Origin of the sequence: Pseudomonas oryzihabitans (genome assembly GCF_006384975.1) — a bacterium.
GTDB classification, from domain to species: Bacteria; Pseudomonadota; Gammaproteobacteria; order Pseudomonadales; family Pseudomonadaceae; genus Chryseomonas; species Chryseomonas psychrotolerans_B.
This window is the reverse complement of the sequence record NZ_CP021645.1, coordinates 4,632,098-4,646,141: the sequence shown is the minus strand read 5'-3', so window position 1 is coordinate 4,646,141 and position 14,044 is coordinate 4,632,098. Positions and strand designations below refer to the sequence as shown.

Annotated in this window: 20 protein-coding genes, 1 tRNA gene and 1 pseudogene; 14 read left to right on the top strand and 8 right to left on the bottom strand. The window is 66.9% G+C overall.

The window, feature by feature from the left end; genetic code table 11:
* The first annotated feature begins 4 nt into the window (after window positions 1-4).
* Window positions 5-565, top strand: coding sequence for a cob(I)yrinic acid a,c-diamide adenosyltransferase (locus CCZ28_RS21005; protein WP_140220708.1), 561 nt, complete (start codon window positions 5-7; stop codon window positions 563-565).
* On the top strand, window positions 562-1,617 hold the full coding sequence (locus CCZ28_RS21000) for an ion transporter (protein ID WP_140220707.1): 1,056 nt from the start codon (window positions 562-564) through the stop codon (window positions 1,615-1,617). Before CCZ28_RS21005 ends, CCZ28_RS21000 begins: the two co-directional genes overlap by 4 nt.
* Here the strand turns inward: CCZ28_RS21000 and CCZ28_RS20995 are convergent.
* Complete coding sequence (locus CCZ28_RS20995; RefSeq protein WP_140220706.1) at window positions 1,598-2,449, bottom strand: ATPase; 852 nt, start codon at window positions 2,447-2,449, stop codon at window positions 1,598-1,600. The two genes, CCZ28_RS21000 and CCZ28_RS20995, sit on opposite strands and share 20 nt — an antisense overlap.
* Before the next feature lie 255 nt (window positions 2,450-2,704).
* Here CCZ28_RS20995 and CCZ28_RS20990 point away from each other — a divergent pair, with 255 nt between their 5' ends.
* Window positions 2,705-3,001, top strand: coding sequence for a hypothetical protein (locus CCZ28_RS20990; protein WP_205894608.1), 297 nt, complete (start codon window positions 2,705-2,707; stop codon window positions 2,999-3,001).
* Here the strand turns inward: CCZ28_RS20990 and CCZ28_RS20985 are convergent.
* Both CCZ28_RS20985 and CCZ28_RS20980 read right to left on the bottom strand, forming a co-directional pair.
* Window positions 2,977-3,921 (bottom strand): NAD-dependent epimerase/dehydratase family protein, encoded by a 945-nt coding sequence (locus CCZ28_RS20985; RefSeq protein ID WP_140220705.1) that lies wholly within the window; start codon window positions 3,919-3,921, stop codon window positions 2,977-2,979. The genes CCZ28_RS20990 and CCZ28_RS20985 overlap by 25 nt on opposite strands.
* 83 nt (window positions 3,922-4,004) lie before the next feature.
* Window positions 4,005-4,892 (bottom strand): LysR family transcriptional regulator ArgP, encoded by an 888-nt coding sequence (locus CCZ28_RS20980; protein WP_140220704.1) that lies wholly within the window; start codon window positions 4,890-4,892, stop codon window positions 4,005-4,007.
* Between the two features lie 98 nt (window positions 4,893-4,990).
* On the opposite strand from CCZ28_RS20980, the gene CCZ28_RS20975 reads away from it, so the two are divergent.
* Both CCZ28_RS20975 and CCZ28_RS20970 read left to right on the top strand, forming a co-directional pair.
* Window positions 4,991-5,590 carry a LysE/ArgO family amino acid transporter gene (locus tag CCZ28_RS20975; protein ID WP_140220703.1) on the top strand — a complete coding sequence of 200 codons (600 nt, stop codon included), beginning with the start codon at window positions 4,991-4,993 and terminating at the stop codon, window positions 5,588-5,590.
* Window positions 5,591-5,652: 62 nt separating this feature from the next.
* Window positions 5,653-6,618: a HAMP domain-containing protein gene (locus CCZ28_RS20970; RefSeq protein ID WP_140220702.1), complete on the top strand. Its 966-nt coding sequence runs from the start codon at window positions 5,653-5,655 to the stop codon at window positions 6,616-6,618.
* Between the two features lie 7 nt (window positions 6,619-6,625).
* Here the strand turns inward: CCZ28_RS20970 and CCZ28_RS20965 are convergent, their stop codons facing one another.
* Window positions 6,626-7,240: a pseudouridine synthase gene (locus CCZ28_RS20965; protein ID WP_058763453.1), complete on the bottom strand. Its 615-nt coding sequence runs from the start codon at window positions 7,238-7,240 to the stop codon at window positions 6,626-6,628.
* A 50-nt stretch (window positions 7,241-7,290) separates the two neighbouring features.
* Here CCZ28_RS20965 and CCZ28_RS20960 point away from each other — a divergent pair, with 50 nt between their 5' ends.
* The gene (locus CCZ28_RS20960) at window positions 7,291-8,322 is read left to right on the top strand and encodes an MBL fold metallo-hydrolase (protein WP_140220701.1); all 1,032 of its coding nucleotides are present in this window, start codon (window positions 7,291-7,293) and stop codon (window positions 8,320-8,322) included.
* Window positions 8,323-8,326: 4 nt separating this feature from the next.
* Here the strand turns inward: CCZ28_RS20960 and CCZ28_RS20955 are convergent, their stop codons facing one another.
* Both CCZ28_RS20955 and CCZ28_RS20950 read right to left on the bottom strand, forming a co-directional pair.
* Window positions 8,327-8,662 carry a protealysin inhibitor emfourin gene (locus CCZ28_RS20955; RefSeq protein ID WP_017640065.1) on the bottom strand — a complete coding sequence of 112 codons (336 nt, stop codon included), beginning with the start codon at window positions 8,660-8,662 and terminating at the stop codon, window positions 8,327-8,329.
* A 12-nt stretch (window positions 8,663-8,674) separates the two neighbouring features.
* Window positions 8,675-9,736 (bottom strand): M4 family metallopeptidase, encoded by a 1,062-nt coding sequence (locus CCZ28_RS20950; protein ID WP_140220700.1) that lies wholly within the window; start codon window positions 9,734-9,736, stop codon window positions 8,675-8,677.
* A 134-nt stretch (window positions 9,737-9,870) separates the two neighbouring features.
* On the opposite strand from CCZ28_RS20950, the gene CCZ28_RS20945 reads away from it, so the two are divergent.
* Window positions 9,871-9,944, top strand: a tRNA-Gly gene (locus CCZ28_RS20945).
* A gap of 509 nt (window positions 9,945-10,453) precedes the next feature.
* On the opposite strand, the gene CCZ28_RS20940 is transcribed toward CCZ28_RS20945, so the two are convergent.
* Window positions 10,454-10,735, bottom strand: a complete 282-nt coding sequence (locus tag CCZ28_RS20940; protein ID WP_140220699.1) for a HigA family addiction module antitoxin — start codon at window positions 10,733-10,735, stop codon at window positions 10,454-10,456.
* Between the two features lie 12 nt (window positions 10,736-10,747).
* Window positions 10,748-11,026 carry a type II toxin-antitoxin system RelE/ParE family toxin gene (locus CCZ28_RS20935; RefSeq protein ID WP_140220698.1) on the bottom strand — a complete coding sequence of 93 codons (279 nt, stop codon included), beginning with the start codon at window positions 11,024-11,026 and terminating at the stop codon, window positions 10,748-10,750.
* Window positions 11,027-11,248: 222 nt separating this feature from the next.
* Here CCZ28_RS20935 and CCZ28_RS20930 point away from each other — a divergent pair, with 222 nt between their 5' ends.
* From CCZ28_RS20930 to CCZ28_RS20905, 7 genes and pseudogenes are all read left to right on the top strand, one after another.
* Entirely contained in the window at window positions 11,249-11,473 is a 225-nt protein-coding gene (locus CCZ28_RS20930) for a tail protein X (protein WP_140220697.1), read from the top strand.
* Between the two features lie 22 nt (window positions 11,474-11,495).
* Window positions 11,496-11,810 carry a phage holin, lambda family gene (locus CCZ28_RS20925; protein ID WP_140221406.1) on the top strand — a complete coding sequence of 105 codons (315 nt, stop codon included), beginning with the start codon at window positions 11,496-11,498 and terminating at the stop codon, window positions 11,808-11,810.
* An 8-nt stretch (window positions 11,811-11,818) separates the two neighbouring features.
* Complete coding sequence (locus CCZ28_RS20920) at window positions 11,819-12,619, top strand: N-acetylmuramidase domain-containing protein (RefSeq protein WP_205894607.1); 801 nt, start codon at window positions 11,819-11,821, stop codon at window positions 12,617-12,619.
* Window positions 12,616-12,813, top strand: a complete 198-nt coding sequence (locus CCZ28_RS20915) for a hypothetical protein (protein WP_140220695.1) — start codon at window positions 12,616-12,618, stop codon at window positions 12,811-12,813. The genes CCZ28_RS20920 and CCZ28_RS20915 overlap by 4 nt, the downstream gene beginning before the upstream one ends.
* Window positions 12,810-13,166, top strand: a pseudogene (locus CCZ28_RS20910) (Rz-like lysis system protein LysB); the annotation flags it as partial. The gene CCZ28_RS20915 and the pseudogene CCZ28_RS20910, both read left to right, overlap by 4 nt.
* A complete protein-coding gene (gene lysC / locus CCZ28_RS24785) occupies window positions 13,087-13,356 on the top strand; it encodes an Rz1-like lysis system protein LysC (RefSeq protein WP_240795187.1) in 270 nt (89 codons plus the stop codon). The pseudogene CCZ28_RS20910 and the gene lysC, both read left to right, overlap by 80 nt.
* On the top strand, window positions 13,340-13,855 hold the full coding sequence (locus CCZ28_RS20905; protein ID WP_140220693.1) for a phage tail protein: 516 nt from the start codon (window positions 13,340-13,342) through the stop codon (window positions 13,853-13,855). Before lysC ends, CCZ28_RS20905 begins: the two co-directional genes overlap by 17 nt.
* Window positions 13,856-14,044: the final 189 nt, after the last annotated feature.

Sequence of the window (14,044 nt, the reverse complement as noted above, 5' to 3'; positions counted from 1 at the left end):
CACCATGGGTTTTCGCCTCACCGAGATCTACACCCGCAAGGGCGACGCCGGCGACACCGGCCTCGCCGATGGCAGCCGGGTACCCAAGGACCATCCGCGCATCGAGGCCATCGGCGCGGTGGACGAACTCAACAGCGCCCTGGGCCTGCTGCTCGCCGACTTGGCTGACGATGAGCGCCTGGCCGAGGTGAGAGCTGTCCTGGCGCCCTGCCAGCACCGGCTGTTCGATCTCGGCGGCGAGCTGGCCATGCCCAGCTACCGTGCCCTACAGGCGGCTGAGATCGAGCGGCTGGAGCAGGTCATCGACGGCTGGAACGCCGAGCTGGGTCCGCTGGAGAACTTCATCCTGCCTGGCGGCTCCCGCGCCGTGGCCCAGGCCCATGTCTGCCGTACCCTGGCGCGCAGTGCCGAGCGCCGCTGCCGTAGTCTGCATGCGGTGGAGCCGTTGGAAGGCCAGGGCTTGCCCTATCTCAATCGCCTGTCCGACCTGCTGTTCGTCGCGGCGCGCATCGTCGCCCGGCGCCAAGGCGTGAGCGAGGTGCTCTGGCAGGCCGCGCGACCATGAGCGCGCCTGCGGCACCACCCGCGCGCCGCCACGAGGGCCTGCTCGCGCTCTGGGACGGCCTCATCCTGATCCTGGTCTGCGTGAACCTGGCGCTGATCCTGTTCGACAGTCTCTATGCCCTGGGCCCGCTCAATCGCGCCCTGGCCGCCTTGCTGCCAGGCTTTCACGCCTTCTATGGCGAACGCATTCACGCCCACTTCACCAGCATCGACCTGGTATTCGTCGCCTTCTTCATCGCCGACGTGCTGCTCGGCTGGCTGGTGGCGGTGGTCGAACGCCGTCATGCGCGCTGGTATCACTATCCCTTCATCCATTGGTACGACGTGCTCGGCTGTATCCCGCTGGGTGGCTTCCGCCTGCTGCGGGCGTTGCGCATCATCTCGCTGCTGCTGCGCCTGCAGCGCCTGGGGCTGATCGACATGCGCCACTGGCGGCCCTACCGCCTGTTCAACCACTACTACCAGTTGCTCATGGAGGACCTGTCGGACCGGGTGATGATCAAGATCTGCGGCGAGTTGCAGGATGAATTGAATACCCGCGACGACTTCTCCCAGAGCGTGATCGACCGCGTCCTTCGCCCGCGCAAGCAGCGGCTCATCGATGGCATGGCGCTACGCATCCAGGCGCTGGTGGAACAGGGCTACGCACAAAATCGCGCCACCCTGGAGCGACTGGTGGGCGACGTGGTAGGGCGAGCTCTGGACGACAACCCCGAGCTTGCCCGGCTCAAGCGCCTGCCCATGGGCGACCGCCTGGCCGACACCCTGGACGGGGTGCTCACCGATATCGTCAACGGCTTGGTACGGGAGGCGGCGGCCAGCCTGCGCACCCGTGATTTCCGCGCCCTGGCCAGCCGGCTGGCCGATCAGGGCTTCGATCAGAGTCTGCCCAGCGGCGCCCAGGACAGCGCCCTGGACGAGGTGCTGGTGGAGATCCTGGAGGTGTTCAAGCAGAAGGTGCTGCAGCGCCGGCTCGACCAACTCGATGGCGAGCTCTGGCCGCATGAATGGCAGCGCAGCGAGATAGATCCGATCAACGCGCCACGGAGCTGATCTGCTGCTGCAGGTTCTGTACCTGGCTCTGCAGGGTGGTGATGTTTCTCGTGGTCTGCAGGCGGAAGGCGTCGAATTCCTTGCTGTCCGGGCCGACCGGACGGGCGTCGAGCTCGCTGCGCAGCACCAGCAGGTCCTGCTGGATGTCGCCCAGCGACTGGCTCTGAGCGCTCGGCTTCTTGAGCGCGGCGATGTCCGCCTGCAACGCCTTGTTCTGCGCCGTCAGATTGGCGACCTGCTCGGCCAGGGTGCCGGTCTGGGCCAGGCCGTGCTTCAGCGCGGCCTGCTCGTCGGCCAACGCCTTCAAGCGGCTATCCACCGTGCCACTGCCGTTCTGCACCGTCTCCAGCGCGGTGGTGAGGTCTTGCAGGCGATTGTCCTGGGCTTGCTGGTTATCCGCCACGCCCTGCTGCTGGCGACTGAGTTCGGCGACCTTGGTCTGCAACGTCTTGACCTGCAGCAGCAAGGCTTCGCGGCTGGTGGTGCCTGAAGATTCGCTCTCCACCAGCTTGCCGGAGATATCCCTCAGCCGCCCCTGGGCGTCTTCGCTGATGCGGGCGAAATTTTCCTGGGTGGCCACCACCTGGTCCTGCATCAGCACCAGTTGCTGGTGGCTCCACCAGGCGACGCCGGCCAAGGCCAGGGTAAGGGCGGCGACCAATACCCACAGGGGCGCCGTGGAAGGCCCGCGTCGGGCCGGGCGGGCATGGCCGACGGGCTCGCGATAGGGTTCGTCGTCACCGTCGGTAGGCCGCCGACTCAAGGGGCGATCGTCACGTTCCGGCTTCAGACTCGGCACGTTATCCATTTCATCGAGAAGATCGTTGCGCATGGCAGACCTATGACCAGGGGCAGGAAAGGCAAAATCGCGGCCAGTATAGCGGTCGTGACAGCCAACGCGAGGTAGCCCACCGCAGCTTTCGTATCGGGATCGTGCACCGAAACGCACACTACGTCGATATCAATGCGCTATCACGGCGCAAATGGAACAGCACTACCTGGCTAAAGGTGCGTTCTTGACGCTATCCAGCTCCTGGTATGCGACTTGCCTCACACAACGCATCTCAATCACTGGACGTTGGTCAGCATGGAATACAGCAAAGCGTACGTCGATTGCCTTACCGCCCTGCGCCGCCAATTGCGGAAAGAACAGGGCCTGACGATCCACCTCGAAGAGACCGATGCCATACCCCGGATGCTGGTGGCCAGCTTGCGCTCCAGCGAGGCCGAGACCCGCGCGCTGGGCGAACGGCTGGCCGCGCTCAGTGGCGTGCAACTGCCCGCTGAATTGCCGCGACCGACACTGGATATCCAGGAATCGGGCTTCGTCAGCCGTGAATTCCTGGCGTCCGCCAATCGCTACGTCGGCCCGCTACGGGGCTGACGGCCACGCGGGCGATACTCCTCCAGCGCCGCCCAGGAACTGGCCTCGGGACGATAACCGAAGGCCTCCTGAGCGGCGCGGATGTCCAGGGTGACAGGGCTGTCCAGCAGCTTGGTCCAGCGCGATTCGTGGCGCGGGGTGCGTAGCCGGGCATAGAGCTGCCGGGGATCGAGAACCTTCGCCTCGGTCACGGGCGGCAGCTCGAAGCGGCGCAGCAGGAAGTTGATGGCGTCCCAGCACACCAGCGGCTGGGCGTCGCTTATGTTGAACACCTTGCCGGCGGCCGTCGCCGGCTGTTCCAGCAGTAGCGTCACCAGCGCCTGGCGCAGGTTGGTCGCGCTGGTGAAGTCCCACCGATTGAGGCCATTGCCGCGCCGCCAGAGCTGCTTGGCCCGGGCGCGTTCGAGCAGCCAACGCGCCCACTCCCGATCGGCCAGGCCGAGCACCTGGGCCGGACGCAGCACCGTCACCTGCGGACCGAACTCGCCGGCGGCCAGGGCCAGGCGTTCCAGTTGCAGGCGCCGCTGGGCCTCGCTGCCGCGCGGCTTGGCCGGCACCTGGTCTTCCTTGAGCGCCTCGCCGCCTCTTTCATAGACGCGGGCAGACGACACGTAGACGAATTGGGCGACCCGCTGCTGCAGACAGGCCTCGATCAGCACATGGCCCTGGGCGAGAGCCGCGGCGGTCGGTACACCGGCCACATCGGCGCAGTGGGCGACGGCATCGATGTCGTCGCACAGCGCCACCACCTGCTCGGGCTGGTCGAGCAAGGCCGGGCGATACTCGGCGCCGCGCTCGACCAGGGCATCCAGGGTCGCGCCGGGACGGCCGTGTACGCGCACCAATTGGCCGCGGTCGAGCAGATCGCAGGCCAGGCCCGCGCCGAGGGCTTCACTGGCACCCGTGATCAAGATACGCATGTCGCTGGGATTCCCTGAAAAGGCCACGGTCGCGGCAATGGCGACCGGTCGCGCAGTGTAACCAAAGCCTCGCGCCTACGCCGCTAGTCGCGCACCAGCCAGTCACCGGCGGTCCGCTCCAGGTGCCGGGTCAGGGCCTGCAAGGACGTACCGCCATTGCGCCAGTGATGCCAGAACAGCGGCACGTCCACCCAATGACCGGGCGCCAGATCCACCAGCGCCCCACTCGCACGAGCGGCGGCGCTCTGCATGTCCGGCAGCAGCCCCCAGCCGATGCCGCTCAGGGTCAGTTGTAGAAAGCCCTCGGCGGACGGACAGAGGTGGTAGTCGAACGGCTGGGTGACGCCGAGTTGTTCGAGGTAGCGGTGCTGTAAGCGATCGTCCGGGCCGAAGACGATGGCCGGCGCTCGTGCCAGGGCGCGGGCATCCGGCAACTCGGCCAGGTGCCGGGCACAGAAGGCGGGACTGGCCAGGGCACGATAGCGCATGGCGCCCAAGGTACTGACGCGGGCGCCGGCCAGCGGTTGGCCACTGGCGCAAAGACAGGCCGCCACCTCGCCCGCGCGCATGCGGCGCAGCACCACGTCTTGGTCTTCCACCACCAGATCCAGCAGCACGGCCTGCTGCGTCACCCAAGGGCCCACCGCGACGGCCCACCAGGTCGCCAGGCTGTCGGCATTGAGGGCAATGCGCAGCCGTTGCGGCGCGTCCTCGGCCAGGCCCGGTACCTCGCTGCCCAGATCAGCCTCCAGCAGTCGTACCTGCTGGATATGGCGCAGCAGGCGCAACCCAGGGGCGGTGGGCTGGGGCGGCGTTTCGCGAACCAGCACGGCCTGGCCGACCCGGGCCTCGAGCAACTTGATGCGCTGGGAGACCGCCGATTGCGATAGCCCCAGACGCCGCGCGGCGCGCTCGAAGCCGCCCTCTTCCACCACCACGGCCAGGGCTTCGAGCAATTTGTAGTCGATCATCGATTTAGCTAATGCTGCATAAGGAATATTGGTTTTTCTTATACTCGCAAACCCGGCAAGGTGGCAGCCACTCCACGACCACGGCACCTCTTCGCGTAATGAACAGCTACTTCACCGGCCTGCTGACCATGGCCAGCCTCATCATGGCGCTGGGCGCCCAGAACACCTACCTGCTGGCCCAGGGGCTGCGGCGCGAGCATCAACTGGCCATCGCCGCCTTCTGCCTGACCTGCGACGTGGTGCTGGTGGCCGCGGGCGTCCTGGGCCTGGCCGCGCTGCTCCAGCACAGCCCGCTGCTGGTGGCTGTCCTGCGCTGGGGTGGCGCGGGCTTCCTGCTCTGGTACGGCGTCCAGGCCCTGCGCCGCGCCTGGCGGCCGGCCGCCATGAGCAAGCTGGACGCCACGAGTCCGCGCAGCCGGCGCCAGGCCCTGCTCGCCGCCGCCGCGGTGTCCCTGCTCAACCCCCACGTCTATCTGGACACGGTGCTGCTGGTGGGCTCCCTGGGCAGCCAGCAGGCCGCGCCCCTGGCCTATGTGTTCGGCGCCGCCACCGCCTCCATGCTGTGGTTCTTCGGCCTCGCCCTGGGCGCCGCCTGGGCCGCGCCCTATCTGGCCCGTCCGAATGTCTGGCGCTTGATCGATCTGCTGGTGGCGCTGGTGATGTTCGCCGTTGCCGTACAACTATTGGTCTCGGCCTAAGACTGGTCTTCGGCGCGCGGGCGCCCTAAGCTGCGGCTCTGCCCCTCTCGTCGAGACGTCCCATGCTCTTCGCCCGCTCGCTCCGCAGCCAGAGCCTGCTCCTGTTCGGTGGCAGCCTGCTGCTGATGCTGCTGATCGCCCTGGCCGGCTTCGCCCTGCTATCCCGCGAGCTGCACCGCTACCAGGCGTTGATCGAAGGCCCGCTGGAGCGGCTGGTGGAAATCGACGACACCCAGCTGATCTTCAAGATCCAGGTGCAGGAGTGGAAGAATTTCCTGTTACGCGGCGGCGATCCGGAGACCGCCACGCGCTACTGGCAGGCCTTCCTGGCCCGCGAAGCAGAGGTCGATCAGCGCCTGCAGCAACTGGCCGCCACGCTCGGCCCGGACCTGCAGCTGCGCGTGACGGCGCTACGTGCGCAACATGCTCGCCTGGGCGAGCGCTACCGAGCCGGACATGCGGCCTATCTCGCGCACGACCGCAATCCGCAAGCGGGCGATGCCGAGGTCCGCGGTATCGACCGGGACACCGCCGACGCCTTCGCCGCGCTGGTCTACGAACTGCACGGACGTACCCAGGTCGAGATCGCCACCATCCGCGCCGAAGCCCAGCGCGACATCCTGTTGGGCGGCCTGGCGCTGCTACTCTGTGGCGTTGGCTTGCTGTTCCTCGGCGTGCGCCTGGTGGAACGCCGGTTGGTCGATCCCCTGGTAGCCTGCGCTCGGCAACTGGACCTGCTGGCCCGCGGTCGTTTCGGCGAGCGCCTGACCAATGGTCGGGATGACGAACTGGGCCGCCTGACCCACAGCACCAACCTCTTGCGCGACGCCGCCGTTCAGCATACTCATGACTTGCGCAACCAGGCAGCCGAGATCGGCGCCCTGAGCGCCCTGCTGGCCAGCCAATTGCTGACCGAGCCGGGCCAGCCACAGCGCCCCCTCGAACCGCAGACGCTGAAGGACATCAGCCGACGGCTGACGGACGTCGCCCGGGATCTGCAGGACGCTGCCAGCCAGCGGCAGGACTGAGAGCCAACTATAAGGACGCCGGTACCTCGCGCCATTGCCCCGGCGCCAGGTCGTCCAGCGTCCAGGGACCAATGCGTACCCGCACCAGCCGCAAGGTAGGCAGGCCGACGGCGGCCGTCATGCGCCTTACCTGGCGGTTACGCCCTTCGCGAATGGTCAACTCCACCCAGGCGGTGGGCACGCTCTTGCGAAAACGCACTGGCGGATCGCGCTCCCAGAGCACGGGTGGCTCGGCCAATAGCCGCGCCTCGGCTGGCAGGGTGGGGCCGTCGTTGAGCTCCACGCCCTGCCGCAGGCGCTGCAGTTGCTCTTCGGTAGGCGTGCCTTCGACCTGCGCCCAATAGGTCTTGGGTAGCTTGTGCTTGGGATCGGCGATGCGCGCCTGCAGTTGGCCATCGTTGGTCAGCAACAGCAGCCCTTCGCTGTCGCGGTCCAGGCGGCCGGCAGGATAGACCCCCGGAACCGCGACGAAGGCCTTGAGCGTCGCCCGGCCATCGGCGTCGGCGAACTGGGTGAGTACATCGAAGGGTTTGTTGAGCAGCAGGAGTCGTGGCTCGGCCGGCGGCGCCTTGGCCTGGCGGCGGGGCCGGGGGCCGGCAGCGGAACGAGGATTTCGTGGCATGGATAGCTAGGAGGTAAGCTGGGCCGTCCAGTCTAATCGTCCGAGGTCCCATGCGCATCTTTCGTCCGCTGTGGCTGATCCACCTTCTGACCTTGGCCGGTTGTGCCTCATCGGCCTACGAAGGCCCGCGCTCCGACCACTTCGACGGCGAGCGCTTCTACAATCTGGCGCCACGCGAAGACAAGAGCCTCTGGACATTGCTCAAGTGGCAGTTCACCCGGACCCGTCCGCAGTGGACCTGGCAGGACGGTCCGCCCGTGCCGACGCGTCCCCTACCGCGCGTCGAGGGTAGCGAGCTGCGGGTGACCTTCGTCAACCATGCCACCCTGCTGATCCAGCACGAGGGCCTCAACATCCTCACCGACCCGGTGTGGTCGGAGCGGGTCAGCCCCTTCACCTTTATCGGCCCAAAGCGTCATCACGCTCCCGGCGTCGCCCTGGACGACCTGCCGCCGCTGGACCTGATCTTCGTCAGCCACAGCCACTACGATCATCTGGACCTGGCGACCCTGAGGCGCCTGGCCGAGCGCTCGCCGCTGACGCCGGTAGTGACGCCCCTGGGCAACGCCGCGCTGATTCGTCGCGAGACCGGCTTCGTCACGGTCGAGGAGCTGGACTGGTGGCAGAGCGTGCCGCTCAAGGAAGGCATACGCCTGCATCTGGTGCCAGGCCAGCACTGGTCGGCGCGCAGCCGCTTCGACACCAATCGCCGGCTCTGGGGTGGCTTCGTCCTGGAGGCACCGGCGGGACCGATCTATTTCGCTGGCGATACAGGCTGGGGGCCGCATTTCGCCCAGATCCGCGAGCGCCTGGGCGCACCGCGCTTCGCCGCGCTACCCATAGGCGCCTATGAACCGCGGTGGTTCATGAAAGACAGCCATCTCAACCCGGACGATGCGGTGCGCGCCCATCAGGTGTTGGAAGCGCGCAGCAGCCTCGGTATCCACTTCGGCACCTTTCCGCTCAGCGATGAAGAGCAATTCGCGCCACCCCGCGACCTGGCCCAGGCGCGTGCACTGCATGGTCTGGCGGATGCGGACTTTCGGACGCCGGTGCCAGGCGAGGTTTGGTCAGTACCCTGAGCGGTTACTCCACCAACCCCTTGTCCCAGAGGCGCACCAGCTCACTGGGCGCTCGGTCTTCGGGAATCAGCAGGGTCAGCTCGTCTTCCTGCTCGGCGGGCTGTGGTCGGAAACGCAGCTCCACCTTGAAATAGCGCTGATCACCCCGCCCGACCTGGGTCGGCTCGCCGGATTCCGGCAGGCAGCGTTCCAGCACCGAACAGATGCGCCCGCGCTGGGCGCTGTCGTACTGACCGAATTCGATCTCCCGCGGCTTGCTCAGCGCATGCAGGGGGGCGAAGCCACCCTGTCGCGAGAGTCGCACCACGGTGTCCTTGCCCAGCGGGGGTAGTTCGCGCATCGCCGTGCTCCTTTAACTCAGGGTAACGCCCACACCGGCCCAGGCTTCTTCGACGGCCCGTACCTCAGCCGACTCCGCTCCGAAGCGCCGACCGGCATTGGACACCGTCAACCGGGCAAAGGCGGGAAAGTCCGCATCGTTGGCCAGGCGGCTGTCACAAAGGGTGTCGTACCAGATCGGCCCGGCCTTTTCCCAGGCGTAGCCACCCAGGGCCACAGCCGCCAGATAGAAGGCCCGGTTGGGAATGCCCGAATTGAGGTGGACGCCGCCGTTGTCTTCACGGGTCTCGATGTAGTCGCGCATATGGCCGGGCTGGGGATCCTTGCCCAGGGTCGGATCGTCGTAGGCCGTACCGGGCTCGGCCATGGACCTTAGGCCCTTGCCCTGGATACGCTCGGTAAGCAACCCGGCGCCAATGATCCAATCCGACTCGGCGGCGGTCTGCTTGAGCTGGTACTGCTTGACCAGGATGCCGAAGACATCGGACACCGATTCGTTCAGCGCCCCGGACTGGTTGAAGTACACCAATCCCGCCTCGCTCTCGGTGACCCCATGCGCCAGTTCATGGGCGATGACGTCCAGGGCGATGGTGAAACGATTGAAAATCTCGCCGTCGCCATCGCCGAACACCATCTGCTCGCCATTCCAGAAGGCGTTCTGGTAGTCCTGACCATAATGGACGGTACCGGCCAGGGGCAGACCCTGGCCATCGATGGAATTGCGCCCGAACACCTCGTGGAAGAAGGCGAAGGTAGCGCCGAGGTAATCGTAGGCCTCGTCCACCGCCACGTCGCTGACCGCCGCCTGCCCCTCCTGGCGCACCAGTCGCCCCGGCAGTTGCATGGCGTTGCCGGCATCGAAGATGCTGCGTTGCGGACTGGCGTCATCGGTACGCGGCAGCGGCCCGACCGGTGCCTGGCGCACCCCCGGCCGACCGGGATTGTGCAGCAGGCTCTGCACATGGCTCAGAGTGGTCAGGGCGCAGGAACGCTGGTGCTCGTCGCCATGATCGATGATGCGGCCAAGAATGTAGGGAGGAATGACCCCCTGGATGGTGCCCTGGTTGCGAGACATGCGCGCCCTCCTTCTCTGGGGGACAGGGTCCCCGATCACCGCAGCGTGCGGCCTCTGTTTTCTTGGACCGCAAAACAACCAGACGACTCCCGCCTCTTCACCCCGGCGCCCGCTTCTGGTACAAAGCACCCCACGCGGGCGTCGTATAATGGCATTACCTGAGCTTCCCAAGCTCATGACGAGGGTTCGATTCCCTTCGCCCGCTCCAGATTTTATGCGGCTTTCAGAGGGTGAGAGCCGGCCACCAAGCAAGCTGGTGACAGTTTTGGTGACAGTTGACGTCCAACGCTGCACCGACCTTTACCAACCCTCCTCCCTCCCAGCAGCCCCTTTTCAGGGCCGGGCCAGGGGCTGGCGTTACCGCCGTTACTGACCTCTCGAAAATCTTTGTACGCCTTGGCGTAGCTGGCTTTCAGCCGTTCGTCGTGGCTGTTCCCTGGCCGTTATCCAAGGTTCCGTGGTAACAAAATGGACTGTTACCCAAGATTCTTCAGAACCCTTCTGGCAAGCGGCTTTGCGTCTGGAGAACGGTAGCGGTAACGCGGGCGGAACGCTCCGTTGGCAAGGTCTGGAAGCCAGGCCAGACGCGGCCTTCAGCCCAAACCGATGTAGCGTCGGAACGCTGGTAACGGTGGGTGCACCCCCTACTCCTACAAGATTCCCAGGCATGAAAAAGCCCCTGGCAGCTCGAGCGGTCAGGGGCTTTTTCGTTACGGCTCAGGCGGCGGCGATGCGCTCGACCTCTGGCTGCTCGGCCTGCTCGGCCTGCCACTGGTCATAAGCGGCCTGCATCGACAGCCAGAAGCGCGCGGTGGATAGGCCGGCGCGCTCCAGGCGCACGGCGAGGTCGGCGCGGATCGGCTTGCGACCGTGCACCACGCCGGACAGGTAGACGCGGCTGAAATGCAGCCGACGGGCGGCCTCGGCGATCTTGATCGGGGTTTCCTCGAGTACAGTTTCCAGAACGGCGCCGGGATGCGGGGGGTTGTGCATGGCCATGGGGCCTCCTGTTCAGTGGTAGTCGAGATAGTCGAGCAATTCGGTGTCAACGCCGTCGAAGCGGAAGATCACCCGCCAGTTGCCACTGATGGACAGTGACCAATAGCCGGCCAGGTTGCCCTTGAGCGGATGCAGGCGAAACCCGGGCATATCGATCTCCTCAGGCGCCACGGCCTGATCCAGTACCCCCAGCACCAGGCTTAGCCGCTTCGCATGGGCTGCCTGGATACCCCGGGTGCTGCCGGTCTCGAAGAAGGCTTTCAGGCCCTTGTGCTTGAAGGTCTTAATCATCGGCAAAGTGTAATCTTTTGGTTTACACCCAGCAATGCCACCCGTCCTGCTGCTTGTCCCCTTCAGACCTACAACCCCCGCGCGTTGTCGCGCTGCGGCTGTCGTTCGACCATGCCTGAAACCTTCGTCCCGATGCCGCGAGAACACCGGCACCGTCGATCCCACCCCTTTCCCCGGCCCATTCCCCCACCCGAACCGGCCGCGTCCCGAGGAGCTGCGCTGATGACCAGCGTTCTGCGTACCCAACAAGGCGACACCCTGGATCTCGTTTGCCTGCGGCACTACGGCTACACCCGCGGCGTCACCGAGGCCGCCCTCGACTACAACCCAGGTCTGGCCGAACTCGGCCCGGTCCTGCCCATCGGCACCCCCGTCACCCTGCCAGACGTCCCCGCCACGGCCACCGCCGGCACCGCCGTGCAACAGCCGGTGAACCTCTGGGATTGATCCCATGCGCGAGAAACCCGACATGCCCGACCGTCCCGATACCTGGGCCTTCCTGATCGCCTGGTTCCAGGACCACTGGCCTTCCTTCTATGCCGGCCTGATCGGCACGGGTGTCGCCGCCCTGCGCGTCGCCTACGGTGGCGGCACCTTGCGACAGATGCTGCTGGAGGCGCCGCTGTGCGGCCTGATCACCGTCAGCGCCTGTGGCGGCTTCGAATTGTTCAGCCTATCCAGCACCACGGCGCCCTTCTTCGGCGGGATCATCGGCCTGCTCGGTGTCGAAGGCGTGCGCAAGCTGGCCGATCGCTACCTCGACCGCAAGGTGGATCTGCAATGAGTGCGGCCATGCCCCTGCGCCAGGGCGACCAGGGCCCGGCGGTGCAAGCCCTGCAGCAGGCTCTGGCCGCCCAGGGTTTCGCGCTCGTCGCCAGCGGCACCTTCGACGCGACGACCCTGGCCGCCGTCCAGGCTTTCCAGCAGCGGGCCGGCCTGCCGGCGGACGGTCTCGCCGGTCCGCGTACCCTGGCCGCGCTGGGCGGCGCCGCGGATTCCCGCCAGTTGGCCCCCGCCGATCTGCGGAACGCCGCCACCACCCTGGTCGTCCCCCTGGCGGCCGTCCAGGCGGTCACCGAGGTCGAATCCCGCGGCAGTGGCTTCCTGGAAGACGGCCGCCCGGTGATCCTCTTCGAACGCCATGTTTTCTACGCTCGCCTGGTCGAACGTCGCGGTCGTGCCACGGCCGAATTGCTGGCCCGGGACTATCCCAACCTGGTCAATCCGCAGCCCGGCGGCTACGGCAACGGCACCAGCGAATGGCAACGGCTCACCCTCGCCCGCCAGCTCGACGAGAACCTGGCCCTGGAGTCGGCCAGCTGGGGCCTGTTCCAGATCATGGGCTACCACTGGCAGACCTTGGACTATGCCGGGATCCAGGACTTCGTCGCGCGGATGAGCAGCGGCGCGGCCATGCAACTGGAGGCCTTCGTGCGCTTCCTGCGCGCCCAGCCGGGGCTGCTGCAGGCCCTGCGCGCCGGCAAATGGGCGGACTTCGCCCGGGGCTACAACGGCCCCGGCTATGCCCGCAATATCTACGACATCAAGCTGGCGCGCGCCTTCGCCCGCTACAGCGCGGAGTCCGCTCGATGAGCCACGACCCGCAGCGTCCCGCCTACGACGGCGACGTCTTCGTCCTGCCGGCTGGCGCTTCCCTGGAAGACGCCGAACGCCTGGCCGAGACCATCCAGCGCGCCAGCCCGGGGGTCAAGGCCATCGTGGTGGTCGGCGATCCCCGCCATCTGGATTGCGCGGCGCTCGGCCACGCCGGCTGGCAAGCGCTATGAACCTATTGGCGGCACGCCTGCTCGGCGCCCTGGCGCTGCTGGTCGGCTGCGTCCTGCTAGGCCTGCTGCTGCATGCCCAGCAATTGCGCCTGCAACTGGTCGGCGCCGAACGCGACAGCGCCCGCCAGGCCGTCGGCACGGCCCAGACCGAACTGCGCCAACTGCAGCAGGTGCTGGACCAGCAACGCGCCGCCCAGCAGCAACTCCAGACCACCCAACACGACCTGCGTCGCGAACTGGATCTTCGCCGGCGCCGGTTGCAGGAGCTCGAAGATGAAAACCGCGATCTCAAGGCCTGGGCTGTTCAGCCTCTGCCTGCTGCAGCTCGCCGGCTGCGCCAGCGCCCCACCCTCGACGGTGCCGGCGCTTACCGTGACTGGCTGTCCCATGGTGACGCCCTGCCAGCTACCGGCCACGGCGCCGCGCAGTAACGGCGAACTGCTCGCCGACGCCGATACCCTGGAGGCGGCGTGGGCCGACTGCGCCGCCCAGGTCGACCAGATCTACACCCTGCAGCAGGCCCAGCATGAACAAACCCGCTAGTCTTCGCGCCCAGCTGCTCGCCAGCATCCCGGAACTGCACGACAACCCCAACCGCCTGGCCCTCACCGTCACCCAGGGCCGACTGCACTGCACCGGCGCCACCAGCCTGTCCTGGGAATACGCCTACCAGTTGCGCCTGACCCTGACCGACTTCGCCGGCGATGTCGACCTGGTGCTCCTGGCGCTGCTGCTCTGGGTCCGGGAAAATCAGTCCGACCTGCTGGTCAGCCTCGACCAGGCCGCCCAGGGCATCGGCTTCGAGATGACCACGAGCGGCCTGTCCCTACTCCTGCCCCTCACCGAAAGAGTCGTGACCCAGCGCCAGGCGGACGGCTCCTACCAGCTGAGCCGCCCCGCCGAGCCGCACTACAGCCCCTACCTGGCTGCCGGTACCTGGCAGCTCGCCACGGCCGATGGTGCGCTCAGCGGATGGCGGTCCAGCGCAGCTGGCGATGCCGTGGCGCTGGCCATGCCACATCCGAAGCGTAGTAAGGGCTGAGGGTGATAGCTGCTGGGGTGGCGACATTCGTCACCCTTGCTTGTCGGCCCGGCCACCACAACCCGGGCCTGCTGCACCCAGGCCGGGCGCCCGCCATGCTGGCTGGTACCGAGAGCTTGCAGACAATCTCGCCAAGCCACGCCCGCTGATCCACCGGCAGACCACCGAACGTGGCGGCCGCTTGCCTGG